The organism is Pannonibacter sp. SL95 (assembly GCF_026672425.1).
GTDB lineage: Bacteria > Pseudomonadota > Alphaproteobacteria > Rhizobiales > Stappiaceae > Pannonibacter.
In genome coordinates, this window is sequence record NZ_JAPPRC010000004.1 from 570,466 (window position 1) to 595,920 (window position 25,455).

Here is a 25,455-nt window from a genome sequence, read left to right on the forward strand (position 1 = left end):
CAAACCGATGGGCGCTTACATTCTCCGACGCCTGCTGCTGATGATCCCGACGCTGGTCGGGATCATGGCCATCAACTTCATCATCATCCAGTTCGCACCGGGTGGTCCCGTCGAGCGCGTGATCGCGCAGTTGCAGGGCAACGACGTCTCCGCCACGTCGCGCATCAGCGGTGGTGGCAATGACTTTGGCGGCAGCGCCGGACAAAGCCAGCCGACGGCAGGGGACAGCCTGTCGACGAAATATCGCGGAGCGCAGGGACTGGACCCGGAATTCATCAAGCAGCTTGAGGCCCAGTTCGGCTTTGACAAGCCGCCGCTGGAACGCTTCCTGACGATGCTGTGGAACTATGCCCGCTTCGATTTCGGCAACAGCTATTTCCGTGACATCGGCATCGTTGATCTCATCCTTGAAAAAATGCCCGTGTCGATTTCGCTCGGGCTCTGGATGACGCTGATTTCCTACATGATCTCGATCCCGCTCGGCATCCGCAAGGCGGTGAAGGAGGGAAGTTCCTTCGACGTCTGGACCTCGGGCGTGATCATTGTCGCCTACGCGATCCCTGGGTTCCTGTTTGCCGTCCTGTTGATCGTGCTCTTCGCCGGTGGCTCGTTCCTCGACTGGTTCCCGCTGCGCGGGCTGACCTCGGACAACTGGGCGCAGCTGTCCTGGCCGGAGAAGATCATCGACTACTTCTGGCACATGACGCTGCCGCTGGTCGCCATGGCGCTGTCCGGCTTTGCCACCACGACATTGCTGACGAAAAATTCGTTCCTCGAGGAAATCCGCAAGCAATATGTGGTGACTGCTAGGGCCAAGGGCCTGAGCGAAAGCCAAGTTCTTTATGGCCACGTGTTCCGCAACGCCATGCTGATTGTCGTGGCCGGTTTTCCGGGCGCGTTCATTTCCGCGTTCTTTGCCGGGGCGCTGCTGATCGAAACGATCTTCTCACTGGATGGGCTCGGCCTGCTCGGTTTTGAGTCCGTGATCAACCGCGACTATGCCGTGGTCTTCGCGACGCTCTACATCTTCTCGCTCATGGGGCTGCTGGTGAACCTGTTCTCGGATCTGATGTACACCTGGATCGATCCGCGCATCGACTTCGAAAGCCGGGAGGTCTGACCATGACATCCCCGGATCTCGAAAAGGCAGGCTTCGAAACCATCACCCCGTTGCCCGCAGAAACGGTGCCCCCGCCCCGCCGGCGTGGCCTGTCGCCGCTCAACCGGCGCCGGATCGCGAATTTTACCGCCAACCGGCGGGGATACTGGTCGCTGTGGATCTTTCTCGCGCTGTTTGCGCTCGCCATGTGCGCCGAGCTGCTGACCAATGACCGGCCGATCCTGGTCTCCTACAAGGGCGACCTGCTGGCCCCTGTGCTGATCGACTATCCGGAGGAAAGGTTCGGCGGCTTCCTGGCGGTGACCGACTACCGCGACCCGTATATCCAGGACGAGATCAACGCCAATGGCTGGATGCTGTGGCCGCCGGTGCGCTATTCCTACCGCTCGGTCAACAAGGACATCCCGGTGCCTGCACCTGCACCGCCGTCGTGGATGATGGACAAGGACAAGCGCTGCGCCCGCTATCCGCTTGGCTCTGCAGATCCCAACTGCACCATCGGCAACTGGAACTGGCTGGGGACAGATGACCAGGGCCGCGACATCCTCGCCCGGCTGATCTACGGCTTCCGCATCTCGGTGCTGTTCGGGCTGGCGCTGACGCTTGCCTCCTCGGTGATCGGCATTGCGGCCGGCGCCGTGCAGGGGTTCTACGGCGGCTGGATCGATCTTGGTTTCCAGCGCTTCATCGAGATCTGGTCGGCGATTCCGACGCTTTACCTGATCCTGATCATTTCCTCGGTTCTGGTGCCCGGCTTCTGGACGCTGTTCTGGATCCTGCTTGCCTTCTCGTGGGTGGCGCTGGTTGGCGTCGTGCGGGCCGAGTTCCTGCGCGGGCGAAACTTTGAATACATCGCCGCCGCGCGGGCGCTGGGCGTGTCGAACGGCGTCATCATGTGGCGGCACCTTTTGCCGAACGCCATGGTGGCGACGCTGACCTTCATGCCGTTCATCCTCAACGGCTCGATCTCGACTCTCACGGCGCTGGACTTCCTCGGCTTCGGCCTGCCGCCGGGCTCCGCGTCGCTGGGCGAACTGCTGGCCCAGGGCAAGAACAACCTGCAGGCGCCGTGGATTGCCATCACAGGCTTCCTCGTTGTCTCCACCATGCTGAGCCTGCTGATCTTCATTGGCGAAGCCGTCCGCGACGCCTTCGATCCGCGCAAGAGCTTTGTGTGATAGGGTGGGACGGGCAGGAAGGAGATTGACCGATGAACAGGATCGTCAAATCTGGGTATCCGGTCGAGAAATTGCCGGAGGATCTCAGGGGAGGATTGCCTGCTGGGGTGAAGGTTCAGGTGACGGTCGAGACGGACAGTCCTGCGGCTGCAGTGGGTCAGGCCTCTCCTCTGGACGAAGTGTTCAAGCGCACGCCGGACCGCTTGCGGATGTCATCTGGCGATCTTGCAACCTTGCTGGACCATGACAGGGACGCATGGGGAGGTTGATGCATCTGCTTTACCTCGACACCATGGTGTTCATCAGCGCTATTGAAGGGACTGAGCACGACAGCCTCGCGCAATGCGCGCGCGCCGTCATCCGCAGTGCCGTGAATGGCACCGTCCGGGCAGTGACGAGCGAACTCACCATTGCCGAGGTCCTGTCGTTTCGTGCCAAAGAGCTATCCGGGTCTGAACGAAGCCTCCTGCGGGCAATTTATGAAGAGGTGTTGATCAATCAGCGCGCGATTGCCCTGTGCCCTGTTTCCAGAGAGCACATGTTCATCTCGGCAGACCTAAGTGCGACGCAGTCGGCAAAGGTTCGGCTTCCAGATCGTCTGCATCTAGCGGCTGCCATTGACTCCGGCGCGACGCATTTCGTTTCTCTTGACCAGCGGATCAATCCGCCGGCCCCCATCCAGAAGATCGGCCTCGATGAGGCAACCTACGCCCTTCTCCAGCCCCAGGTGCCTGACGCATGACCGAGACGCCCCTCCTGTCCGTCAAGGACCTCAGCGTTGCCTTCACCCAGAACGGGCAGACCAGCCTGGCTGTTGACCGGGTGAGCTTCGACATCCGGCCTGGCGAGACGCTGGCAGTCGTGGGGGAAAGCGGGTCCGGCAAGTCGGTGACGGCGCTGTCGATCCTGAAGCTGCTGCCCTATCCGGTTGCCTCGCATCCGGGCGGCACGATCCACTTCAAGGACCGGGAGCTGGTCGGCGCGGACGAGGACGCGATGCGCAAGCTGCGCGGCAACGACATTTCCATGATCTTCCAGGAGCCGATGACCTCGCTCAATCCGCTGCACACGGTGGAAAAGCAGATTGCCGAGATCCTGCGCGTGCACCGGGGCATGGGCGAGACAGCCGCGCGCACGCGGGTCATCGAACTGCTGACACAGGTCGGTATCCGCGATCCGGAAACCCGGCTCGGGTCCTATCCGCACCAGCTGTCGGGCGGTCAGCGCCAGCGTGTGATGATCGCCATGGCCCTGGCCAACGAGCCTGACCTGCTGATCGCCGACGAACCGACAACGGCGCTGGACGTGACCGTGCAGGCCCAGATCCTGAAGCTTCTGAAGGATCTGCAGCAGGCGCGTGGCATGGCGATGCTGTTCATCACCCATGACCTCGGCATCGTGCGCAAGATCGCCGACAAGGTCTGCGTCATGACCAAGGGCCGGGTCGTCGAGGCTGGACCGGTGGAAGAGGTTTTCAGCCGGCCGCAGCATCCCTACACGCAGCATCTGCTGGCGGCCGAGCCAAAGGGGCAGCCGCCAGCCGAAGACCTGACGCGCCCGGTTGTCGTCGAGACGAAGGACCTGCGAGTCTGGTTCCCGGTCAAGCGCGGGCTGATGCGGCGTACGGTCAGCCATATCAAGGCGGTTGACGGCATCGATCTCACCTTGCGCGAGGGGCAGACGCTCGGCATCGTCGGCGAAAGCGGCTCGGGCAAGACGACGCTGGGTCTCGCGATCCTGCGAATGATTTCCTCAACCGGCCAGATTGCCTTCAACGGCAACGAGATCTCGAAGTTCTCGTGGAAGGACATGCGCCCGCTCCGGCGGGACATGCAGATCGTGTTTCAGGACCCCTTCGGCGCGCTCAGCCCGCGCATGTCCGTCTCGGACATCGTCGGCGAGGGGCTTGCCGTGCATCACCCGCGCCTGTCGGCGGACGAGCGGGACGCACGGGTGGCTGCGGCGCTGGTCGAGGTCGGTCTCGATCCCTCAACCCGCTTCCGCTATCCGCATGAGTTCTCCGGCGGCCAGCGTCAGCGCATCTCGATTGCCCGCGCGCTGGTGCTCGAGCCGAAGTTCGTCATGCTGGACGAGCCCACTTCGGCGCTCGACATGAGCGTGCAGGCGCAGGTGGTGGAGCTTCTGCGCGAGCTGCAGAAGAAGCGCGGCCTTGCCTATCTCTTCATCTCGCATGACCTGAAGGTGGTGCGCGCGCTGGCCAATGACGTCATCGTCATGCGCCATGGCAAGGTGGTGGAATCGGGCCGTGCCCAGGATGTGTTCCAGGCCCCGAAGACCGACTACACCCGTGCACTGATGGCGGCCGCACTCCATCTGGAGACTGCGGACGTGGGGGCGGTGAACGAGTGAGATCAACCAAAGCCGGTCTGTTGCGGGTCTTTCAGGAGCAGGAGTACGTCGCGGCTTCCGTGCAGCACACGAATGATCTGAAGAGACTGGCCCCGCTGACGGTAGTAGATGACGTGACGCTGGACCACGAATGATCTTACGCCAACGGATAGTTCGGGACGTGCTCGCCCAAGGTGCGGCTGTGCTGCCAGTTGCTCTACTGCTTGGAAAAGACGCCCAAGATATGCATCTGATTGGTGGTCCCCGAACTTATCGAAGCCGTAGCTATAGGCGTCTTCGAGGTCGCCGCTCGCCTCAGCGGAGAAGATGACATCAAGCATCAAAGCCGGCGTCTGTGTACCGCTGCCTTGACGGACGCAGCTGACAGTTGCTTGCCATCTCCCGCATCCAGAGAGCGGATGCCAGCCTCGATATCCTGGCGTAGGGACTGTGATTGCGCTTGAAGGGCAGCATGCAAGCGCAACGCGTCCTCAACGAGAGCATCCGCCGAAGCATACTCGCCAGACTCAAGTTGCTTCTTCACATAGGCGTCGAGCCGGGACGTGACTGTGACACGCATGGGGATCTCCTCTGCGCAAACACACTATCACAGCCACCCGGCCTCACTCCAGCCAGCAGGTCGCCGGGCGGCCGGACTTCTCCTGCATCAGGCCGAGCGAACGGCGGGTCTTGAAGCCGATCAAGCCATCCGGTTTGCCAACGTCGTAGCCGGCCTTCTGCATTTTCAGCTGCAGGTCGCGGACGTCGCCGCGCGAGGCATGCGGGGTTGGCTTCCAGGGGGCGACAAAGCCGGCGTCGGAGGTGTAGCGGTCGGCCAGGTGCCCGACGAAGAGCGCGTAGACGTCGCTCTCGTTGTAGGCCTTGAGGACATAGAAATTTTCGGTCGCCAGGAAGGCCGGGCCGTGACGGCCGGCGGGCAACAGGATGTTGGCCTCACGGTCCAGTTCCCGGTCGGGGAAGGCCTTGCCGCTCGCCCGGGTGACGCCTTCGCGCAGAAAGGCGGAAATCGCCTGGCGCTGATCCGGACCTTCGCGGCTGCAGGAGACGCTCGCTGGCAGGGAAATCTCGTAGCCCCAGTCGCGCCCAGCGACCCAGCCCTTCTGCTTCAGGTAATTGGCAATCGAGGCGAGCGTATCGGGGGCTGAGCGCCAAATGTCGCGGCGGCCGTCGCCATCGAAATCGACCGCATAGGCGAGGAAAGACGAGGGCAGGAATTGCGGCTGCCCCATTGCGCCGCCCCAGGAGCTTTTCAGCTCGGCGCGGGTGATGTGGCCATCGGCAAGGATCTTCAGGGCAGCGACGGTCTCGGCCAGAAAGAAATCCCGCTTCTCGCCCATGAAGGCACGGGTGGCGACCGTCTGGAGCCCGTCATGCGGGATCTTCGCCGCGCCATAGCCGCTTTCCCGCGCCCAGATCGCCAGCAGGATGCGGCCCGGGACGCCGTAGCGCGCCTCGATGGCCTTCAGCGTTCCGGCATGCTTCTGCGCCAGCGCACGCCCGGGGCCAGCAAGGGCAACGAACTGGCTCTCCTTGAAGTAGGCAGCGGGGGCCCGGAACTCGGCCTGGAAATCCACCTTTGCCGGGGCTTCCGGCTTGTCCGGCCGTCCAAGGCCGGGCAGCTCGGCGTTCGGCTTCAGCGTGGCAAGCTCGCGCGTCAGGACGGCATCAGGAACGCCGGCAGCTCGGGCGGCCGGGATCACCTTCTGCTTGAGGAAGGCGGCAAACTCGGCCTCGTAGGCAGCATGGGCCGGGATCGTACCAATGAGGGCGGCGAGCAGCAGGGCAGAGGCAATGGTGAGGGCGCGCATGGAAAATCCGGACTGGAACGACTGAGGCATCGTCGCCTGTGCTGACTGATTTGGCCAGAGCTGGCCAACCGGTTCACACAAGCCTTCAATCAGGGTTCTTGCGCGGCAAACCCAGTCGCGTGGCGTGAAGGAAACGGCATGGATGCCATGGTCGAGCCATGGCATGACGAGGGGTAGGCGGAGTTCCCAATCGGCTACGGAACAAACATGACGCTGTGAGTCGACGGCGCCTACTTCAAAGAGCGGTCCAGCCGAGGGATGTTGCGGCTTGGCGGTCGAGGTCGGCGGGGTCGAAGACGTACCAGTTGCCGCCCGAGGACTGATCGTGCAGGCGGGCGATGGGAACGCCGAGCAGGTGGCACTTGAGCAGCGTGCCGACGCCGCCATGCCCGCAGAACAGGACAGGCTCGCCTGCCGGAAGATGAGCCAGTGTGCCGCGCACCGCGTTGACGATCCGCGTCTGTGCGTCGATCGCCCGTTCCCAGCCGCGGATACTCTCCTGCGGCGCGGCAAAGAAGGCGTTGGCGACCTCCTGGAACTCCGGTGGAGGCAGGAAGCCGGTGGCCGACCGGTCGTTCTCGTGGCTGGCCTCGACAATGGCGACGTCGAGATCAAAGGCCCTGGCGAAAATCTCCGCGGTCTCGATGGCCTTGCGTTCGGCGCTGGAGACGACGTGCCGGATGCCGCTGGCCCAGTCGAGATGCGGCGCGCGGCTTGCCCGTTCGCAGCCGATGTCGGACAGGCCCCAGTCAGGGACGGGCACTGCCGGGTCGATCTTCACTTCCGGATGGGTCAGGTAGACGCAATAGCTCATGCCGCCGTTTCCTTGAGCCAGCCGAGGATCAGGTGGTGGGCAATGGAGATGCCTGGCGGGATGCGATGTCCGTCCGGATGGGTGCCGGCAAGCATGGTCTCGACCTCGGCGCGGCTGTACCAGTGGCAGGCTTCCAGCTCGTCCTGGCCGATCTCGATATCGGTGCTGACGGCCACGCCGCGGCAGCCGAGCATCAGGTTGGCCGGGAAGGGCCACGGCTGGTTGAGGACGATGTCCACGGCCCCGACGCGGATGCGCGATTCCTCATAGGTTTCGCGGCGCACGGCGTCTTCAACGGTCTCGCCCGGTTCCATGAAGCCGGCCAGCGTGGTGTAGACGCCTTCGGCCAGCCTTGGCGGTCTGCCCAGAAGAACCTTGTCCCCGTGGGTGATCAGCATGATCACGACAGGGTCCGTGCGCGGAAAATGCTGCGCCTGGCAGGAGGGGCAGTCGCGCCGGTAGCCGGCCTCCGCCATCTGGGTTTTGGCACCGCAGCGCGAACAGAAACGATGGCTGAGGTGCCAGTGGGCAAGGGCGCGGGCCTGCGCGAGGGCGCCGATATCGGCTTCGGCAAGGTCACGGCGCAAGGCGAGGCTGCGCAGGTCGACGACCTCGAGACCGTCGCGGATTTCGAGGTCGTCCTCGGTCAGGGTGGACGTGCAGGCGAACAGCGGCGCGCCGGTTGGCTCCAGCCCGAGGAACGCTGTTTCCGCCCCGTCCTGACCCAGGGCCTGCGCCTGCGCCAGCGTGTGGCGCATGCCGGCCACCCCGGTGCGCAGCACCAGCTTGCCGGCTGTGGCAACAACGAAGCGGGCATCCGGCTGCGCCATAAGGCGGGCGAGCCAGTCGCTGTCACCGCGCCGTTCGGCGCAGCGATCCAGCGGGTTGACGATGAAACTCATGCCGCCTGGCTGGGTCGCCAGGGCATAGGCATCCTGTGCCATGACTCTCTCCCTCAAGACTGGTTCAGGCGGTGGGCAAGTGTTTGCGCAGGCGATCGATCAGGGCCTCAAGCTCGACCGGATCGTAGGTGCCGGCGGGTGCTGCGCCCCAGACCGGACTGGGCCAGGCCGCATCGGTGCGGAAGCGCGCGATGACGTGCACGTGCAACTGCGGCACCATGTTGCCGAGCGCGCCGACATTGATCTTGTCGCAGCCCGTGATGGTCTTCAGCGCCTCTGCCGCCGCCGCGATTTCTTCCATCAGGCGCAGACGGTCAGGTGCGCTGAGGTCGGTGATCTCGACGAGATCGCTCTGGCGCGGGATGAGCAGCAGCCAGGGATAGTTGGCATCCTTCATCAGGCGGACGGCACACAGCGGCAGATCCGCCACCGGCAGGCTGTCGCCTTCGAGGCGGGGATTGAGGTCAAAGCGGATCATGATGGGTCCGAAGCGGTGAGAATGACGCGACACTACACGGCATGGCCGGGGTTGGCGAGCAAGGCCGGCTTCACAAAAGGCTACGAAATGTCACGAGGTCTTCAAGGCTTGCCAAGCCTCAAAGCCAGCGCCGGACCCGGGCCTTGTAGTCGCGGTACTCCTGTCCGAAGCGAGCCTCGAGCGCGGCTTCTTCGGGCAAGATCTGCAGCCGGGTGAGGACGATCTTGAACAGCAGCGGACCGAACAGGGCGAGCGGATGCCCGAGCCAGACAGCCCAGCCGATCAGCACCAGCAGCATGCCGAGATACATCGGATTGCGGGTGTAGCGGTAAAGGCCGGAGACGACCAGGTGACTGGCGGCCTCGGGCTTCAAGGGGTTGATGGTGGTGCGCTGGCGAAAGAAGCGGGCGACCGAAACGAGATCGATGGCCAGCCCGCTCGCTGCCAAAAGGCCGGCCAGAACGGTCTGGCCCGGAAATCTGACCGTCGGCTCCGGCCAGAGCCAAGCCGCCAGCCACATGATGACTGCCCATCCCAGAGCCTGAACCGGCGGGGGAACGATGGGTCGGGACATCCCGTTCGACTGTGGCTCTTGCATGGGCGTCTTTCATTGACGTGCGGCACATCCTGACCAACATAGCGGGACACGACTTGATCCGCATCTGCGGATCCCCTTTCAGGAGCCGTTCCCTTGCCGATTGCCCTCTGGTGCGTTCTCGTTGCCGCCTTCCTGCCCATGCTGGCCGTTCTGCCTGCCAAGATGTCGAAGGACTTCGACAATGCCCGTCCGCGCGATCCGGCCTATTTCGCCGAAGGATTCCGCGCCCGCGCCCAGTGGGCGCAGGCGAACGGGTTCGAGGCTTTCCCGCTGTTCGCCGTGGCGGTGGTGGTCGGGCTGTGGCAGGGCGGCGATCCGGTCTGGATCGATCAGCTCGCCGGGCTGTTTGTGCTGATGCGGATCATCTACACCGTCTGCTACTGGACAGACCGGGCCAGCCCGCGTTCCCTGTCCTGGATGGTGGCGACCGCGTCCTCGGTCGCGATCTTCACCAGCCCGCTCTGGAGCTGACGGGCAGCGGCTTTCCGGGCCGCTTTTCCGGCGGGTTTTGTGGCGCCATCCACATCAGGTCATTGCCCGGCGCGCGCGAATAAGGGATTGTGCGCCGGACAAGGGAAACCGCCGCAGATGCCGCATCCTCAGGCTCGACAAGCCGACGACTTCATCACTCCAGCAACGTCCTCCGTCCGCCGCGACCCGGCGAAGGTGCTGGCCGACGTGTTCGGCTATGCGTCTTTCCGTGGCCGGCAACGGGAAGTGGTCGACGCGCTGATGGCTGGTGACGACGCCGTCGTGCTGTTCCCGACCGGCGCGGGCAAGTCGCTGTGTTTCCAGATCCCGGCGCTGTGCCGGCCGGGCATGGGCATTGTCATTTCCCCGCTGATTGCGCTGATGAAGGATCAGGTGGGGGCGTTGACGGGCGCTGGCGTGCGTGCCGCAGCACTCAATTCGGCGATCAGCCCGGAGGAACAGGCGCGCATTGCCGCTGACTGCCGGTCGGGCGCGCTGGATCTACTCTATGTGACGCCGGAGCGGGTGGCGACTGCGGGCTTTTCGCGGCTGCTTGATGGGGTCTCCATCTCGCTGTTTGCCATCGACGAAGCCCATTGCGTCAGCCAGTGGGGACATGATTTCCGGCCGGAGTACCTGCAGCTGGCGAGCCTTGCCGAGCGCTATCCCGGCGTGCCGCGCGTGGCCCTGACGGCGACCGCCGATCCGCACACCCGCGAGGACATCGGCGTACGCCTGAAGCTTGAACATGCGCATGTGTTCACGACGTCGTTTGACCGGCCCAACATCCGCTACGAGATTGTCGAGCGCGAGAACCAGCGTCAGCAGCTCCTCGACTTCCTCAAGCGGCACAAGGGCGAAAGCGGCATCGTCTATTGCCTGTCGCGGGCAAAGGTCGAGGATATCGCCGACTGGCTGACCTCGAAGGGCATCCGTGCCCTGCCGTATCATGCCGGGCTCGACCGGGAGATCCGGGAAGCGAACCAGGACGCGTTCCTGCTGGAGGAAAATCTCGTCCTCGTCGCCACGGTGGCCTTCGGCATGGGCATCGACAAGCCGGATGTGCGGTTCGTGGCCCATCTGGACCTGCCGTCGTCCGTCGAGGCCTATTATCAGGAAACCGGCCGCGCCGGCCGTGATGGCGCCCCGGCCGAAGCCTGGATGGCCTATGGCATGGCCGACATGGTGCAGCGCCGGCGCATGATCGCCGAGGGCGATGCGCCGGATGAGGTGAAGCGGGCGGAAACCGCCAAGCTCAACGCCCTGCTCGGCATTTGCGAGACGGCCGGCTGCCGCCGTCAGGCGCTGCTGGCGCATTTTGGCGAGGTGTACCCGAAGCCCTGTGGCAACTGCGACACCTGCCTGTCACCGGTGGAGACCTGGGATGGCACGGAGGCCGCCTCCAAGTTCATGTCGGCGATCTACCGCACCGGCCAGCGCTTCGGCGCCGGGCATGTCATTGATGTGCTGCTGGCCAAGGACAACGAGAAGATCACCCGCTTCGGCCACGACAAGCTGACCGTTTACGGGATCGGCAAGGACCTGTCGCCGAAGACCTGGCAGTCGGTCGCCCGGCAGCTTGTGGCGATGGGGCTGGTGGGGGTCGATCACGCCAGCTATGGCGCACTGGTGCTGACCGAGGAGGCTCGAGCGGTTTTCCGCAACGAGCGCAAGGTGCTGTTGCGCCGCGACCGCGCTGCTGCCAGCCTCAAGTCCTCGCGCGGCGAGCGGTCGTCGACACTGGCGGATGATCTTGATGCGGAAGAGCGGCTGCTGTTCGAGCGCCTGCGCCGGCTCAGGACGCAGATTGCGCGCGAGAATGAAGTGCCGCCCTATGTGGTGTTTCCCGATGCCACACTGATCGGCATTGCGCATGCGCGGCCGGTGACACCGGAGCAGCTGCTTGCCGTCTCCGGCGTCGGCCAGACCAAGCTGGATCGCTATGGCGATGCGTTTCTCGAGCTGGTCGAGGCGTTCGAGGCGGGCGTCTGACAGATCGCGCCGGACGCCGGACCACTCGCGGCGTCAGGAACCAGCCTTGCTGAGGCCCTTGTAGGCTTCGTTGCCCCAGACCCGCTTGACCTGGACATCGCGGCCGCAGGCCCCGCGATAGCCCTTGTAGGCTTCGCTCTGCTTGACATAGCCGAAGCGGGTCAGCGTGCGATCCTCGCCGAGATAGTAGTTCTGATGATAGTCCTCGGCCGCCCAGAACGTGGCCTTGCCCTCGATCGGGGTAACGATGGACTGGCCCAAGGCCTTCTCGGCCTTGGCGATTTCCGCCTTGGCAGCCTTTTCCTGCGCCAGATCAAGCGCGTGGATCGCGGTTGAGTAGCCATGGCCCCGGTCGCAGAACTGGCCGCCCGCATCGGTCACATCGACAGTGCGCAGGAAGATGGCGACGAGATCGCCGTAGCTGACCTTCGCCGGATCGAACGTGACCTCGACCACCTCGCGGTGGCCGCCGTCCTCATAGGTCTTGTAGGTCGGCTTGTCGGTCTTGCCGCCGGCGTAACCGGAGACGGTCGCCGTGACGCCGGGCACCTTGTCCATGTCCGCCTCGACGCACCAGAAGCAACCGCCTGCGAACAGCGCAGTGTCCGCGCTGGCCGGCAGGGGGACGGCAAGGCCAAGAGCAAGAGCGAGAACAGTGGCGCGCACCATGGTGGCAATCTCCCGATAAATGGTCACAGGACCATAGGGCGCGCGTCGGTCACCGTCATCTCACAGTGGCTTGAGCATGTGAGGCACGACAGGGATCAACGCACCACGACTGCGGTTCCGGTCGCGGTGACCATCAGCATCGAGCCGTTCTGGCCGACGGTCTCGTAGTCGAGATCGACGCCGATCACCGCGTTGGCGCCCAGACGCGCGGCATTCTGCTGCATTTCGTCGAGGGCAATCGTACGCGCCTTGGCGAGTTCTGCCTCATAGGCGCCGGAGCGCCCGCCGACGATGTCGCGGATACCGGCAAAGAGGTCCTTGAAGATGTTGGCACCCAGAATGGCTTCCCCGGTGACGAGGCCCTTGTAATCAAGAATCTCGCGGTTCTGCAGGGTGCTTGTGGTGGTGACGATCATTCCGGCCTCCATCGATTGACGATGTGGAACTGGGAATGCGGCGTGGTGATTGCAAGCCTCGGGCGCTGGCGCGGCTCAGATATCGTCGCTGTCGTCGGTGCCGAGCGCCTCGTTGAGCAGCGGATCGGCGAGGTCTGCCTCGTCCTCGTCAGCCGTGACGCGGACGTCCACGATGCGCGCGCCGGGAAACTCGGACAGGAGCGCTGCGACAGTCGGATGCGATCTTGCATCGGAGAGAAGCTGCGCCTGGGTCGCCTCGCGTTCCTCATGGATCGTCGGGCGGCCCTGCTCGCGGCTGACGGAGACGATCCAGCGGGTGCCGGTCCATTCGGTCAGCTTGCGGCCCAGTTCACCGGCGACATCGGCTCCCGCGTCGCGGGTCGGCTGGATTTCGATGTGCCCCTGATCGAACTTGACCAGACGCATCTGCCGCTCGATGGCGACCTTCATCGGAATGTCGCGCTTCTCGGAGGCAAGCGCGGCACAGTCGGCCAGGCTGCGCAGGACAATCGCTGGCCTGGCCGGCGGAACGTCACGCTGCGGCTGGGCCGGCTGCGGTGCCACGGCGGGTTGGGTCATGCCGCCCTGAATGGATGCGAGACGAGGCCGCCCATCTGGCTGCGGCTGCGCGCCAGATAGCGCGGCGACGGGCGCGCCCGAGGGCTGCGGCATCTGGCCCATCTGGCCAGAGCCCATGCCAACGGCCATGGCGCCACCTCCAGACGAGCCTGCACCAGAGGGACCAGCGCCAGAGGGACCAGCGCCTTGGCCGCCACCCGGTGCAGAGGCGCCCTGCGGCAGGGCACCAAGCGCGCCGGAGCGCAGCAGCTTCAGCGCTTCCTCCGGATCCGGAAGATCGGCGGCATAGGCAAGGCGCACGAGCACCATGTCGGCGGCAGCCAGCGGCTTCGGCGCGGCCTGCACCTCGGAAATGCCCTTGAGCAGGATCTGCCAGGCGCGTGACAGGGCCCGCATCGACAGTTTTTCGGCAAACTCCCGGCCGCGCAGACGCTCTGTCTCCGTGACGGAGACTTCCTCGCCCGCCTTCGGCACGATCTTCAGGCGCGTAACGAGATGGGTGAAGTCCGCAAGATCGGTCAGGACGACGGCGGGATCTGCGCCAATGGAGTATTGCTGCGCCAGTTCCTGCATCGCCTCGGCGATACGGCCCGACATGACATGGCCGAACAGGTCGATGACGCGGGCGCGGTCGGCAAGGCCCAGCATCTCGCGCACCTGGCCGGCGTCGATGTGACCGGCACCGTGGGCGATGGCTTGGTCCAGCAGCGACAGGCTGTCACGCGCCGAGCCTTCGCCCGCGCGCGCGATCAGGGTGAGCGCCTCGTCTGAGATATCGATCGTTTCAGCATTGGAAATCCGGCGCAGCAGGCCGACGAGTTTCGGTTGCTCGATACGGCGCAGGTCGAAGCGCTGGCAGCGGGACAGGACCGTGACCGGGACCTTGCGGATTTCCGTGGTGGCGAAGATGAACTTCACATGCTCCGGCGGCTCTTCGAGCGTCTTCAGCAGCCCGTTGAAGGCCGCGTTGGACAGCATGTGCACTTCGTCGATGATGTAGACCTTGTAGCGCGCCGTCGCCGGACGATAGCGCGCCGCATCGGTGATCTCGCGGATGTCGTTGATGCCGGTGTGCGAGGCGGCGTCCATCTCGATCACATCGACGTGGCGGCCTTCCATGATCGAGCGGCAATGCACGCCCTCGCGCGTCAGCTTGACCGTCGGCCGGTCAGCCTCGCCGGGGATCTCGTAATTGAGGCCGCGCGCCAGAATGCGGGCCGTCGTCGTCTTGCCGACACCACGGACACCGGTCAGCATCCAGGCCTGGGCGATACGGCCGGTAGCAAACGCGTTTTCAAGCGTCTGGACCATCGGCTCCTGGCCGACGAGATCGTCGAAAGTCTGGGGGCGGTACTTGCGGGCAAGGACGCGATAGGCTGCAGCCTTGGGCGCTGCCTCTGCCACCACCGCAGGAGCGGCGGCAGCCGTCGGGGACGGCGCATCGCCAAACATGGAGAGGGTCAGATCATCACGGATCTCTTCCGCGCCGGGTTCCGTCATGCCGTCCGGGCTGTCGCCATCGATACCGCTCATGGAAACCCGTCTGATCTGCGCGGGAAAGGGTGGGAGGCTGGCACGGCGACCCGTGCCGATCTCGTTAGGGCTGCTTCCTTCCGGACCTGACCCGGTTGGCGAGTGGCTCGTCCACCACCAACCTCCCGAGCCCCTTATATCAGCAAGGCATGGGCCTTTGGCAAGGCTTTCATCGGATAAAGCCGAAGATGGGTTATTTTCGCTGCGTTTTCAGAGGATTAGCTTCTGAAAAACAAAGAGGGCCGCAATCGCGGCCCTCCCGTGAGATCGGCATGACCTCGTGTCCGGATCAGATCCCGGCGGAAATTCTCGCTGCCAGAGGCTGCTCCAGCATCTCACCCTTCCGCCCAGACATCAGGGCCACGCACAGGGTCTCACTCGACATGGGCTCACCTCCTTTCGGTTGTTGCAGACACATAGAAGGTTAGCGCAGTAGCGAGATCCTGCAAGAGGCAAAAAACGACATGGCTGAATGACGCGCCGTGCCGCCGTCTGGAACTTGCCGTAACGTGAAAAAATTCAATGAAATCAAATTGAAAGACTTTGAGATGACAGTTGGCGCCGGCCGTCGATTGGCCCGGAGACCTTTGCATGACGACGCTCATCTTTGCCCTTCTGACCGCCGCTTTCTGGGTTGCGGCCACCGGCCGGGCCCGGCCGGCCAGCCTTCTGTTCGCCCTTGCGCTGGCCGTCGGCCTTGTGTGGTTCAACCACCACATGACCGATCCGCTCGCCATTTCGCTTTAAGGAGGCCCCGATGTTGACGCCCGCACTTGCCCGACAGCTCAATGCGCTCGGCCTTCTGGCAATTTCCGCCGCACTGGCGTTTGCCTATTACGACCAGTTTTTCGGCGGCGATCTGCCCTGTCCGCTCTGCCTGCTGCAGCGCGTGGCTCTGACGGCGGTCGGATTTGGACTGCTGATGAACGTGGTTCACGGGCCAAGGCCGCGCCATTACGGATTCATGTTGCTGGCTGCCTGCTTTGGCGCTGCCGTTGCCAGCCGTCAGGTGCTGCTGCACATCGTTCCGGGAACCGGCAGCTACGGCGCACCGTTCCTAGGTCTGCATTTCTATACCTGGGCGCTAGTGCTGTTCTGCCTCGTCATCCTGGGCAGCGCGATCCTGCTGCTCATGGACCGCCAGTTCGAGCGCACCGAAACTGCGCCTGGACGCTTTTCTGCGCTGCCCGTGCTCGGCAAGGTTGCCGTCACAGCGATCATCGTGCTCGCGGCCGCCAACACGGTGACGACCTTTGCCGAATGCGGTCCGATTGAATGTGCGGACGACCCGACAAACTACTGGATCCTTGGCGGCGAGCCGTTGCCGGCAGCTGCCCGGTAAGTCCTTCGGTTGATGAAGGTCCAAACGACAAGAGACCGGGGGATGGTCCCACCGGTCCCTTGTCAGAGCGGGTTACACCCATGTGCCCGATGTCCGGACCGGCGCGGTCAGGCCCACCCGGACCTGAGGCCGCACCGGCTCAGTGCACGCTGACCATCAGCAGTTCGGTTTCCAGGGCGTTGGCGATTGCCGCCTCGCGGCTGTCGGCAACGACGATCGGATTGCCGTCCGCGCCGAGCAGGGCCCACAGACGCAGGCCGCGCGCCATTTCCGGCGTATCCGGAAACAGGCGGCGCAGATCGTCGGACGTGATCTGGCGCAGATAGCCGACGTGACCGGCGCCAAGCTGGGCGAAAACTTCAGGCGAGAGTGCGCGCGAAAGGCTTGCGCGTGGATTTGCATCACGCGTCATAGTCGGTTTTCCTTGTTTTCTTGTCTGGCCTGGCCGGGTCGAACCGGTCAGGGGCCTTACTCGCCGGAGGAGATCTCGATCCGGCGGATCACCCGCTCGGGCTCGGGTCGAACCAGATCGATCGAGAGCAGCCCATCCTTCAGATCCGCTCCAAGGATCTCGATCCCTTCCGCCAGCACGAAGGCTCGCTGGAACTGCCGGGCGGCGATGCCGCGGTGCAGATACTGGCGGGCCTTGTCGTCGATCTGGCGTCCACGGATGACAAGCTGGCGTTCCTCGACGGAGACGTCCAGCTGGTCGCGCGTGAAACCGGCAACGGCCAGAGTGATGCGGATCACCTCGCCATGCGCGTCGGTTTTCGGCAGACGCTCGATGTTATAGGGCGGATAGCCGTCACTGGCGGCCTTGGATACCCGATCCAGAACCCGCTCGATATCATCGAAGCCGAGCATGAACGGGCTAGAAAACGCTGACATTCGCGTCATCGTCAAAGTCCTCTTGAAGCGACCTTGAGACCCGGACCCTCTGAGGAGGCATCCGGACCGGGGTGCCTGTCACCCCGTACTGCTTGCGAATATGGCGACTGTACGACAGAGTTTCAAGCAACCGCGCCCCGCCCGATTCCTTGCCCGAGGTTCTTTCCCCGATGACCCGATCCGAGTTCGACGCTTTCTGCGCCAGCCTGCCAGGCACCACGCATGTCATCCAGTGGGGAGGCGCGTCTGTCTGGAAGGTTGGCGGCAAGATCTTTGCCATCTGGGGCGGGGACGACGCCAATGGCCATATCAGCTTCAAGGCCTCGGACCTGACCGGCGAGATGCTGCGCGAGCGGCCACAGTATCAGCCCGCGCCCTATCTGGCGCGCGCGGGCTGGATGCAGCTGATCTCCAGCACCAGCGTCGAAGCCGGCGAGACCGAAGCCTATGTCGCTGCGGCACATCAGCTCATCGCGGCAAAACTGCCGCGACGGGTGAAGCTGGAACTCGGCTTCGCCTGAGCGATTCTGCCGGCAGGCTGCAACGGCTGGTGTGCCAGAGGCTGTCAGCGGGTTGCCGGCGCCGGCTGTGTCAGGACCGGCAGCGGCGTCTTGACGTCGCTTGTGGCGATGGACATGCCAGTCTGATTTGGGTTCACCGAGGTGCTGCCCGGCAGTGGCGTCTGAGCCACCGACATGCTGGTGGGAGCCTTGACCGATTTCATGTGGCCGCAGGCCTGCGCGGCACCGGCAAGGGCAAGACTGCCGGCGAGGCCGAGAGCCAGAACGGTTGCGGACGTCTTCAGAGCGAGCATGCGATGTCCTCCTGCGCAAGGGTCATGATCGACCCGATGACGTAGGGTAATGCATGTAGGCCTGCCGGCAAGCAGCGTGACATCACAAATCGGTGCGGATTATCGCTTGGCGCGGCTCAGGATGTGGCTGGTCACGGCTTCCTGCAACAAGGGATCATAGGGCTTTGCGGTCACATAGGCCTCGATCTGATCGCCGAATGCGCGCATCTCGATGATCCTGGCTCCGTAAAAGCCGTCGAGGCGAACGGTTACTCCGCCTCCGCTGCGCAGGACGGCAGGGGTCCAGCCCCATTTGCAGTCGCGCGGGTTGCAGCGCATGTAGGCTCGGGCGCGGATCTCGACCCGGTCGTCGATGCAGCGGCTCTCGACTTCCAGCCGGGTCAGCTCCTGCATCTTCGCCTTGCGATCGACCCAGATGCCATCCTCCGGCAAGGGGCAATAGGTGCGCGTGCCGGACTGGGCAAAGGCCGGCTGTGCGCCGGCGGCTGACAAGAGAATCGGCCCAAGACCCGCGCCGAGCAACAAGAGGGCAGCTTTGAGGATGAGGTGCATGGGTGCCTCCTTGTCCGGAGGCTAGCCGAAGGCGATTAACCTTGCGTTAACGGTCTGCGATTTGGGCCAATGCAAAAACCCCCGAAACCAGCTGGCTCGAGGGCTATTGCAGGAACAGGAAGACTGTCACCCGAGCGTCAGACGCTCAGACGTCTCAGCGTGCCTTGCGCTTCGGAGCGGCGATCAGGCCTTCGCGCTGAGCCAGCTTGCGAGCTGCCTTGCGAGCGCGACGGACGGCTTCTGCCTTCTCACGGACGCGCTTTTCAGACGGCTTCTCGAAAGAGCGGCGCGCCTTCATCTCGCGCAGCACGCCCTCGCGCTGGAGCTTCTTCTTCAGGACGCGGAGCGCCTGCTCGATGTTGTTGTCACGAACGAGAACCTGCAAGGTAAATCCTGACGTTGGCCCGGCCGGATCCAGCATGGCCGGGTACCGGGGAGTTGAGTACAAGCGCCATATCGGCACGAAAGGTGGCGCAACCTAGCAGGTTTCTGGGAAATTGCACCCCCCTGCCGCGAAAAAATTTCGGCCCCGGACTTGTCCGGGGCCAAGGCGCTCCAGAGGCGGCTCGATCACCCCGCCGGTACATCCGCGGTCAGGGCAATGGCGCTCTCAAGGCGCTAGAATTCAGCTCAGAGGAGCTGCAGGTTGGCAGCTGCGCTGCGGCCCTGACGGTCGGTTTCCAGCTCGAAGCTGACCTTCTGACCTTCGCCGAGGTGGCTGAGGCCCGAACGCTCGACAGCGCTGATGTGAACGAAGACATCGCGGCTGCCGTCTTCCGGCTGGATGAAGCCAAAGCCCTTCTGGCCGTTGAAGAACTTTACGGTTCCGGTTTTCATGTGCAGTACCTTGATAAAGAGTTTCGACGCCACGTTCCGAATGAGCGCGGCGGTCGTTCATCGCAGATTTTTGGAAGAGAGATTGGCGGGTCGATATCGCTGACACCGCGAGAAGCCAAGCCTGGCCCAAAAAGTCGATTGCTTCTTATACGCCAGATATCACGTTTTTCCAAGAACGATTCTGCCAGAACGTGACATCTGCTTTTCGTGGCCTCCGGCAGGGCGCGGTTTTCCTTTTTGCTGACGCGGAAAACCAACCGTAAAACAGCAGTTCGCCGTGATGCCAAGGCGCCGGGATCCTGAGGCATCACGCCTTGAAAGGGGTCACTCCTGGGCGCGGGGATGCGCGCGGTCATAGGCCTCCAGCAGGCGGGCGGCGTCGACCTCGGTGTAGATCTGGGTGGTCGACAGGCTGGCGTGTCCCAGAAGCTCCTGGATCGAGCGCAGGTCACCGCCCTTGGCAAGGAGATGTGTGGCAAAGGAATGCCGCAACGCATGCGGCGTCGCGCTGTCGGGAAGCGCCAGCGCTCCGCGCAGCTTCTCGACCGCGAGCTGCACGATGCGCGGGCTGAGCGGTCCTCCGCGCGCGCCCAGGAACAGCGGCCCATCCATCTCCGGCTGATAGGGGCACAGGCGCAGATAGGCGGCGATTGCCTCGCCGACCGCCGGAAGCAGCGGAACGATGCGTTCCTTGCCACCCTTGCCGGTGATGCGCAGGCTGCGGGTGGTCGGCAAGGGCGCCGCCCGGCGCGTTAGCGACAAGGCTTCGGAAATGCGCAGGCCGCAGCCATAGAGCAAGGTCAGGACCGCCGCGTTGCGGGCCTCGATCCATGGCTCGGCCTCCATGGCGAGGTCACCGGACGTCACGGCCTTGGCGTCGCTGACCGACAAGGGCTTCGGCAGCGACCGGGGTTGGCGCGGCGGCCGCACTGCGCCGGCCGCGGCCGCATTCACCTCGCCGCGCCGTTCAAGGTAACCCAGAAAGGAGCGGATGCCGGCCAGCCCGCGTGCAAGCGACCGGCTGCCCGCACCGGAGTTGCGCCGGCGGGCCAGAAAGGCGCGGAAGTCGGCCGGAGCCAGCTCGCGGATTTCGTCAAGGCCAGGCGCGCCGCCAAGGTGGTTGGTCAGGAACCGCAGGAACTGCGTCACGTCGCGCTCATAGGCAATGAGCGTCTTGTCGGACAGCCGCCGCTCGTCACCCAGATGGTCGAGCCAGGCCCCAACGCGGCGCATCAGCTCGGGCGTCGCGTGCACCAGAGGAGAATCGGTCAGATCGGACATGGCCGCAGCATACAGGAGTTGCCAGCGGCAGGGCAGGGAGCGGGAACTGACAAGAAGGTGCCCCTCCGCCCGCCTTTTCCGGCGCGTGAAGGGGCGCGGCCGGAATGGCAGGCGGAAGGGTATGCGACTGGCTTTGCGCCTTTCCCCGTTTTCAGCGTGGGATGCGTTTGCCTGTAGCCTTGTCGAAGGGGTGGATGCGGTCTGCGGGGGCGGTGAAGGAGAGGACTTCGCCGGGCTGGTGGCGGGCGGCGGCGGGGACGCGGATGACCACATGCGGGGCCGCGCTGTTTGCCACTGTGCCGTTTGCCGCACTGTCACCGCCGATGGTGGCATAGAGATAGCTCTCTGCGCCGACCGGTTCGAGCACGGTGGTGGTGACGGTGAGGCTGAGGTCGCCGGGGTCGGCGGGCCGCTCGCTTGCCGGCACGAAGTGCTCGGGCCGCACGCCCAGCGTATAGCCAGCTCCATTGGCAAGGTCCGGACCGGACAGGCCGCTGCCCCCTGCTGCCGTTTCGCTGTCGAGGGTCGCACGGCCATCCCGCACGCTGACCGGGATCAGGTTCATGGCCGGCGAGCCGATGAAGGAGGCAACGAAGGTGGAGGCGGGCTGCTCATAGACCGAGATCGGATCGCCGATCTGCTCGATGGCCCCGCCATTGAGCACGACGAGCCGGTCGGCCAGCGTCATGGCCTCGAGCTGGTCATGGGTGACATAGACCGAGGTGGTGCCGAGGCTCTTCTGCAGGCGTTTGATCTCGACGCGCATCTGCACGCGCAGCTTGGCATCGAGGTTGGAGAGCGGCTCGTCGAAGAGGAAGGCGGCCGGCTCGCGCACGATGGCGCGGCCCATGGCCACGCGCTGGCGCTGGCCGCCGGAGAGGGCCTTGGGCTTGCGCTCGAGGAAGGCACCGATCTCGAGGATGCGGGCGGCTTCCTTCACGCGGCGGTCGATCTCGTCCTTGGGCACGCCGCGATTGCGCAGGCCATAGGCGAGATTGTTGTAGACGCTCATGTGCGGATAGAGCGCGTAGTTCTGGAACACCATGGCGATGTCGCGGTCGGCCGGATCGATCCGGTTGACGACCCGGTCGCCGATGCGGATGGTCCCGGCGGAGATTTCCTCGAGCCCGGCGATCATGCGCAGGAGCGTGGACTTGCCACAGCCCGACGGCCCCACCAGCACGATGAATTCGCCATCGGCGATGTCCATCGACACACCCTTCACCGCCTCAACACCGCCAGCATAGATCTTGCGGACTTCCTCTAGACTGATCGTCGCCATTTTACTTTTCCGTCTCCACAAGACCTTTGACGAAGAGCTTCTGCATCACGATGATGACAAGCACGGGCGGCAGCATCGACAGGACAGCTGCGGCCATCACATAGTTCCAGTAGGGCAGGCCGTCCGCGACTTCGGCCATGCGCTTGATCGCCATGACGATCGTGTAGTAGCCGGTCTCGGTGGTCACCAGCATGGGCCAGAGATACTGGTTCCAGCCATAGATGAAGAGGATGACGAAGAGCGCTGCGATGTTGGTCTGCGACAGGGGCAGCAGGATGTCGCGAAAGAACTTCATCGGCCCGGCACCATCGACACGGGCGGCTTCCAGCAGCTCGTCCGGAACCGTCAGGAAGAACTGACGGAACAGGAAGGTCGCGGTGGCCGAGGCCAGCAGCGGCACGGTCAGCCCGAGATAGCTGTTCAGCATGCCCAGATCCGCCACGACCTTGAAGGTCGGCAGGATGCGCACCTCGACCGGCAGCATCAAGGTGACGAAGATCATCCAGAAGAAGAACTGGCGGAACGGGAAGCGGAAATAGACGATCGCGAAGGCCGACAGGATCGAGATCGCGATCTTGCCGGTGGCGATGATCAGGGCCATCACCAGCGAATTCAGCATCATCGGCCCGAGCGGCGGGGCGCCCGACGTGGACGCACCGGTCGTCAGCAGCTCCCAGTATGTCCCCAGGGCATGGGGACCGGGAACCAGCGGGATGAGGCCGGACATGAATTCATCCGGTGCCCGCGTCGAGGCGATCAGCGCGACATAGACCGGAAACGCGACGACGATGACGCCGAGGATCAGCACCAGATGCGCGAGGGCAGTAAGCCAGGGTTTGTTTTCGACCATGACGGACCGGTCCTAGTAGGCCACGCGCCGCTCGACATAGCGGAACTGGACGAAGGTGAGCAGGATGACAATGCCCATCAGGATGACGGACTGTGCGGCGGAAGAGCCAAGGTTGAGCCCGATGAAGCCATCGGCATAAACCTTGTAGACCAGGATGTTGGTCGACTGCGCCGGGCCGCCCTCGGTGGTGGCGTGGATGATGCCGAACGTGTCAAACATGGCGTAGACGACGTTCACCACCATCAGGAAGAACGAGGTGGGCGACAGCAGCGGCAGCGTGATCGTGAAAAAGCGCTTGAACGGGCCGGCGCCGTCGATGGCGGCGGCTTCGCGCAGCGACAGGGGGATCGACTGCAACCCGGCCAGGAAGAAGATGAAGTTGTAGGAGATCTGCTTCCAGCTGGCGGCAACGACGACAAGGATCATGGCGTCGGTGCTGTTCAGAGCATGGTCCCAGTTGTAACCCAGCCGCTCCATGATGAACGGCAGGATGCCGATGGTCGGGTTGAACAGGAACCACCACAGCACGCCGGCGATGGCCGGGGCAACGGCATAGGGCCACAGCAACAGCGTGGTGTAGCCGCTCGCCCCCTTGATCAGCCGGTCGACACAGACCGCAAGCAGCAGCGCTAGCCCAAGCGACAGCGCCGCGACGCAGACCGAAAACACCAGCGTGACCTGAAGTGAATTGAGATAGTTCGGATCTTCAAATAGCGCGGTGTAGTTGGCCAGCCACACGAAGGTGGTCTTGAAGCCGAATGCATCTTCGCGCAGGAACGACTGCCAGATCGCCTGGCCCGCAGGCCAGAAGAAGAAGATGCCCGTGATGACAAGCTGGGGCGCCAGCAGGAAGTAAGGCAGAACCTTGTTTGGGAAGATCGTGCGTTTGGTTTGCATCAGGGACACCCGGTCGCGCGACGGACAGAAAGACCCACGCCCCAGCGACCAAAATGGCGACCGGGACGTGGGCGATTTGGATCCTTGAAGGATCAGTTGGCGTTGGCTGCCTCGAACTCACGCAGCAGGGCATTGCCGCGCTTCACCAGATCGCCGAGAGCAACTTCCGAGGTCTTCGCACCGCTCAGGACCTGCTGGAATTCTTCGTCGATGATGTCGCGGATCTGCACGTAGCTACCGAAACGCAGACCCTTGGAGTTGGCGGTCGGCTCGTTCAGCGTGATCTGCTTGATCGAGACGTCTGCGCCCGGGTTCTTGTCGTAGTAGCCCTGCTTCTGGCTCAGCTCGTAGGACGCCTGGGTGATCGGCAGGTAGCCGGTGCCCTGGTGCCAGTCGGCCTGCACTTCAGCGGAGGAGAGGTAGGAGAAGAAGTCAGCGACGCCCTTGTACTCGGCGTCCTTCTTGCCCTGCAGCACCCAGAGGGTGGCGCCACCGATGATGGAGTTCTGCGGCTTCACGTCAGCATAATGCGGCAGCATGGCCACGCCGACCTGGAAGTCCTTGGAGTTCGCCAGAACGCCAGCGCGCGAAGCGGAGGAGTTCATGTACATGGCGCATTCCTGCGAATAGAACTTCGGGGGAGCGTCATTGCCGCCGCCCTTGCCGCCATACTGGAAGATGCCGGCGTCCTGCCACTTCTTCAGGTTGGCCCAGTGCTTGGCAACGAGCGGGTTGTTGTAGGTCAGCTCGGTCTTCAGACCGCCGAAGCCGTTCTCGAGCGTGCCGATCTGCTGGTTGTGCCAGGCGGACAGGTTCTCGGTCTGGACCCAGGAAACCCAGCCGGTGGTGAAGCCGCACTTGGCAGCGCCGGAATCCATGATCTTCTTGGAGAAGGATTCCATCTCTTCCCAGGTCTTCGGCGGAGTGTTCGGGTCAAGGCCGGCCTTCTCGAAGACGGTCTTGTTGTAATACAGGACCGGGGTCGAGGAGTTGAACGGCATCGAGAGCATGTTGCCTTCGGTGTCCGTGTAGTAGCCGACCACGGACGGCAGGAATGCCTTCGGGTCGAACGGCTCTCCAGCGTCCTTCATCAGCTGGTAGACCGGATAGACGGCGCCCTTGGCAGCCATCATGGTGCCGGTGCCGACTTCGAAGACCTGCACGATGTGCGGCTGCTGGCCGGCGCGGAACGCGGCGATGGCAGCGGTCAGGGTCTCCGGGTAGGTGCCCTTGAACACCGGAACGACCTTATAATCGCTCTGGGATTCGTTGTACTTGGTCGCGATTGCCTCGAGCTTCGCGCCGAGTTCGCCACCCATGGCATGCCACCAGGTGATTTCGGTTGCTGCGAAAGCTGCGGTCGAGGTGCCGGCCATCGCCACTGCGGCGATGAGGCTGGCCATGAGATGACGAGTAGCCATTGTGTGTCTGCTCCCAGTTGCTGAGCCGTCTGGCCCGGACAGTGCTTGGAACCGGGGCTTGCGGCCCGAAAGCCGAAAACCCTGTCTGCCCCTGCGCTGCTTATTGTTTTCATATGAACGGCGCATGTCGTTCATATGAAAGTTGTACGACAGTTCGATGACGTCGACAATGGGGACTCGCGCCACCTTGCATAGTGCGGCGCAGCACAATGGCGAAAAACATTGAATTCGCGCGAGCTGCGGGGGTGCGTTTCAATATATTTCACGATATTCCATTGTCACAAACGCGCAACGCACATTCTATTACAGGGCGGATTTTCGAACTTGCTGGCGCCTTGAATGTGTCATTCAACTGTCGTCAAA

General features: G+C 63.8%; 31 protein-coding genes and 1 other RNA gene. 10 read left to right on the forward strand and 22 right to left on the reverse strand.

Going from position 1 to position 25,455, the window contains the following annotated elements; genetic code table 11:
- The first annotated feature begins 7 nt into the window (after positions 1-7).
- The 5 genes from OVA12_RS13175 to OVA12_RS13195 are packed head-to-tail and all read left to right on the forward strand — an operon-like array spanning position 8 to position 4,668.
- Positions 8-1,120, forward strand: coding sequence for a microcin C ABC transporter permease YejB (locus OVA12_RS13175; protein ID WP_268138009.1), 1,113 nt, complete (start codon positions 8-10; stop codon positions 1,118-1,120).
- Between the two features lie 2 nt (positions 1,121-1,122).
- Entirely contained in the window at positions 1,123-2,298 is a 1,176-nt protein-coding gene (locus OVA12_RS13180; RefSeq protein ID WP_268138011.1) for an ABC transporter permease, read from the forward strand.
- Positions 2,299-2,330: 32 nt separating this feature from the next.
- Positions 2,331-2,567, forward strand: coding sequence for a hypothetical protein (locus OVA12_RS13185; protein WP_268138013.1), 237 nt, complete (start codon positions 2,331-2,333; stop codon positions 2,565-2,567).
- Positions 2,567-3,040: a type II toxin-antitoxin system VapC family toxin gene (locus OVA12_RS13190; protein WP_268138015.1), complete on the forward strand. Its 474-nt coding sequence runs from the start codon at positions 2,567-2,569 to the stop codon at positions 3,038-3,040. The genes OVA12_RS13185 and OVA12_RS13190 overlap by 1 nt, the downstream gene beginning before the upstream one ends.
- Positions 3,037-4,668, forward strand: a complete 1,632-nt coding sequence (locus OVA12_RS13195; protein ID WP_268138017.1) for an ABC transporter ATP-binding protein — start codon at positions 3,037-3,039, stop codon at positions 4,666-4,668. Before OVA12_RS13190 ends, OVA12_RS13195 begins: the two co-directional genes overlap by 4 nt.
- A 2-nt stretch (positions 4,669-4,670) precedes the next feature.
- On the opposite strand, the gene OVA12_RS13200 is transcribed toward OVA12_RS13195, so the two are convergent.
- The 7 genes from OVA12_RS13200 to OVA12_RS13230 form a co-directional block, all read right to left on the reverse strand.
- Entirely contained in the window at positions 4,671-4,988 is a 318-nt protein-coding gene (locus OVA12_RS13200; RefSeq protein WP_268138019.1) for a type II toxin-antitoxin system RelE/ParE family toxin, read from the reverse strand.
- The gene (locus OVA12_RS13205; protein WP_268138022.1) at positions 4,988-5,227 is read right to left on the reverse strand and encodes a type II toxin-antitoxin system ParD family antitoxin; all 240 of its coding nucleotides are present in this window, start codon (positions 5,225-5,227) and stop codon (positions 4,988-4,990) included. Before OVA12_RS13205 ends, OVA12_RS13200 begins: the two co-directional genes overlap by 1 nt.
- A gap of 43 nt (positions 5,228-5,270) precedes the next feature.
- Positions 5,271-6,476, reverse strand: a complete 1,206-nt coding sequence (locus tag OVA12_RS13210; RefSeq protein WP_268138024.1) for a lytic murein transglycosylase — start codon at positions 6,474-6,476, stop codon at positions 5,271-5,273.
- A gap of 235 nt (positions 6,477-6,711) precedes the next feature.
- Positions 6,712-7,290 (reverse strand): histidine phosphatase family protein, encoded by a 579-nt coding sequence (locus OVA12_RS13215; RefSeq protein ID WP_268138026.1) that lies wholly within the window; start codon positions 7,288-7,290, stop codon positions 6,712-6,714.
- Complete coding sequence (gene nudC / locus OVA12_RS13220; RefSeq protein ID WP_268138028.1) at positions 7,287-8,234, reverse strand: NAD(+) diphosphatase; 948 nt, start codon at positions 8,232-8,234, stop codon at positions 7,287-7,289. Before nudC ends, OVA12_RS13215 begins: the two co-directional genes overlap by 4 nt.
- A 22-nt stretch (positions 8,235-8,256) precedes the next feature.
- Positions 8,257-8,670 (reverse strand): HIT domain-containing protein, encoded by a 414-nt coding sequence (locus OVA12_RS13225; protein WP_268138030.1) that lies wholly within the window; start codon positions 8,668-8,670, stop codon positions 8,257-8,259.
- A 118-nt stretch (positions 8,671-8,788) separates the two neighbouring features.
- Positions 8,789-9,244, reverse strand: coding sequence for a methyltransferase family protein (locus tag OVA12_RS13230; RefSeq protein ID WP_268138032.1), 456 nt, complete (start codon positions 9,242-9,244; stop codon positions 8,789-8,791).
- 117 nt (positions 9,245-9,361) lie between these two features.
- Here OVA12_RS13230 and OVA12_RS13235 point away from each other — a divergent pair, with 117 nt between their 5' ends.
- On the forward strand, positions 9,362-9,739 hold the full coding sequence (locus OVA12_RS13235; RefSeq protein WP_268138034.1) for an MAPEG family protein: 378 nt from the start codon (positions 9,362-9,364) through the stop codon (positions 9,737-9,739).
- 117 nt (positions 9,740-9,856) lie between these two features.
- Complete coding sequence (gene recQ, locus OVA12_RS13240) at positions 9,857-11,731, forward strand: DNA helicase RecQ (protein WP_268138035.1); 1,875 nt, start codon at positions 9,857-9,859, stop codon at positions 11,729-11,731.
- Positions 11,732-11,764: 33 nt separating this feature from the next.
- Here recQ and msrA read toward each other — a convergent pair whose 3' ends face one another.
- From msrA to ffs, 4 genes are all read right to left on the reverse strand, one after another.
- Positions 11,765-12,400 carry a peptide-methionine (S)-S-oxide reductase MsrA gene (gene msrA / locus OVA12_RS13245; RefSeq protein WP_268138037.1) on the reverse strand — a complete coding sequence of 212 codons (636 nt, stop codon included), beginning with the start codon at positions 12,398-12,400 and terminating at the stop codon, positions 11,765-11,767.
- A gap of 95 nt (positions 12,401-12,495) precedes the next feature.
- Complete coding sequence (locus OVA12_RS13250) at positions 12,496-12,816, reverse strand: heavy metal-binding domain-containing protein (RefSeq protein ID WP_268138039.1); 321 nt, start codon at positions 12,814-12,816, stop codon at positions 12,496-12,498.
- A 75-nt stretch (positions 12,817-12,891) separates the two neighbouring features.
- Positions 12,892-14,928: a DNA polymerase III subunit gamma/tau gene (locus OVA12_RS13255; protein WP_268138041.1), complete on the reverse strand. Its 2,037-nt coding sequence runs from the start codon at positions 14,926-14,928 to the stop codon at positions 12,892-12,894.
- A 29-nt stretch (positions 14,929-14,957) separates the two neighbouring features.
- An RNA gene (gene ffs / locus OVA12_RS13260) (signal recognition particle sRNA small type) lies at positions 14,958-15,054 on the reverse strand.
- Between the two features lie 465 nt (positions 15,055-15,519).
- Between ffs and OVA12_RS13265 the strand changes: the two genes are divergently transcribed.
- The gene (locus OVA12_RS13265) at positions 15,520-15,675 is read left to right on the forward strand and encodes a DUF5993 family protein (RefSeq protein ID WP_268138043.1); all 156 of its coding nucleotides are present in this window, start codon (positions 15,520-15,522) and stop codon (positions 15,673-15,675) included.
- A 10-nt stretch (positions 15,676-15,685) separates the two neighbouring features.
- Positions 15,686-16,270 carry a disulfide bond formation protein B gene (locus OVA12_RS13270; protein WP_268138045.1) on the forward strand — a complete coding sequence of 195 codons (585 nt, stop codon included), beginning with the start codon at positions 15,686-15,688 and terminating at the stop codon, positions 16,268-16,270.
- Positions 16,271-16,409: 139 nt separating this feature from the next.
- On the opposite strand, the gene OVA12_RS13275 is transcribed toward OVA12_RS13270, so the two are convergent.
- Positions 16,410-16,682 (reverse strand): DUF1150 domain-containing protein, encoded by a 273-nt coding sequence (locus OVA12_RS13275; protein ID WP_268138047.1) that lies wholly within the window; start codon positions 16,680-16,682, stop codon positions 16,410-16,412.
- 56 nt (positions 16,683-16,738) lie between these two features.
- Positions 16,739-17,167 carry an Hsp20 family protein gene (locus tag OVA12_RS13280; protein ID WP_198646964.1) on the reverse strand — a complete coding sequence of 143 codons (429 nt, stop codon included), beginning with the start codon at positions 17,165-17,167 and terminating at the stop codon, positions 16,739-16,741.
- A 161-nt stretch (positions 17,168-17,328) separates the two neighbouring features.
- Here OVA12_RS13280 and OVA12_RS13285 point away from each other — a divergent pair, with 161 nt between their 5' ends.
- Positions 17,329-17,679 carry an MmcQ/YjbR family DNA-binding protein gene (locus tag OVA12_RS13285; RefSeq protein WP_268138050.1) on the forward strand — a complete coding sequence of 117 codons (351 nt, stop codon included), beginning with the start codon at positions 17,329-17,331 and terminating at the stop codon, positions 17,677-17,679.
- 44 nt (positions 17,680-17,723) lie between these two features.
- On the opposite strand, the gene OVA12_RS13290 is transcribed toward OVA12_RS13285, so the two are convergent.
- The 9 genes from OVA12_RS13290 to ugpB form a co-directional block, all read right to left on the reverse strand.
- Positions 17,724-17,972 (reverse strand): hypothetical protein, encoded by a 249-nt coding sequence (locus OVA12_RS13290; RefSeq protein WP_268138052.1) that lies wholly within the window; start codon positions 17,970-17,972, stop codon positions 17,724-17,726.
- A 99-nt stretch (positions 17,973-18,071) separates the two neighbouring features.
- Positions 18,072-18,524 (reverse strand): hypothetical protein, encoded by a 453-nt coding sequence (locus tag OVA12_RS13295; RefSeq protein WP_268138054.1) that lies wholly within the window; start codon positions 18,522-18,524, stop codon positions 18,072-18,074.
- Positions 18,525-18,678: 154 nt separating this feature from the next.
- Positions 18,679-18,909 (reverse strand): 30S ribosomal protein S21, encoded by a 231-nt coding sequence (gene rpsU, locus OVA12_RS13300; protein ID WP_106752703.1) that lies wholly within the window; start codon positions 18,907-18,909, stop codon positions 18,679-18,681.
- Positions 18,910-19,154: 245 nt separating this feature from the next.
- The gene (locus OVA12_RS13305) at positions 19,155-19,361 is read right to left on the reverse strand and encodes a cold-shock protein (protein WP_106752704.1); all 207 of its coding nucleotides are present in this window, start codon (positions 19,359-19,361) and stop codon (positions 19,155-19,157) included.
- 324 nt (positions 19,362-19,685) lie between these two features.
- A complete protein-coding gene (locus OVA12_RS13310; protein WP_268138058.1) occupies positions 19,686-20,642 on the reverse strand; it encodes a tyrosine recombinase XerC in 957 nt (318 codons plus the stop codon).
- 151 nt (positions 20,643-20,793) lie between these two features.
- Positions 20,794-21,924 carry a sn-glycerol-3-phosphate import ATP-binding protein UgpC gene (locus OVA12_RS13315; protein WP_268138060.1) on the reverse strand — a complete coding sequence of 377 codons (1,131 nt, stop codon included), beginning with the start codon at positions 21,922-21,924 and terminating at the stop codon, positions 20,794-20,796.
- Between the two features lies 1 nt (position 21,925).
- Positions 21,926-22,774 (reverse strand): sn-glycerol-3-phosphate ABC transporter permease UgpE, encoded by an 849-nt coding sequence (gene ugpE / locus OVA12_RS13320; protein WP_268138062.1) that lies wholly within the window; start codon positions 22,772-22,774, stop codon positions 21,926-21,928.
- A 12-nt stretch (positions 22,775-22,786) separates the two neighbouring features.
- A complete protein-coding gene (gene ugpA, locus OVA12_RS13325; protein ID WP_268138064.1) occupies positions 22,787-23,671 on the reverse strand; it encodes a sn-glycerol-3-phosphate ABC transporter permease UgpA in 885 nt (294 codons plus the stop codon).
- Between the two features lie 92 nt (positions 23,672-23,763).
- The gene (gene ugpB / locus OVA12_RS13330; protein WP_268138715.1) at positions 23,764-25,074 is read right to left on the reverse strand and encodes a sn-glycerol-3-phosphate ABC transporter substrate-binding protein UgpB; all 1,311 of its coding nucleotides are present in this window, start codon (positions 25,072-25,074) and stop codon (positions 23,764-23,766) included.
- Between the last annotated feature and the right edge of the window lie 381 nt (positions 25,075-25,455).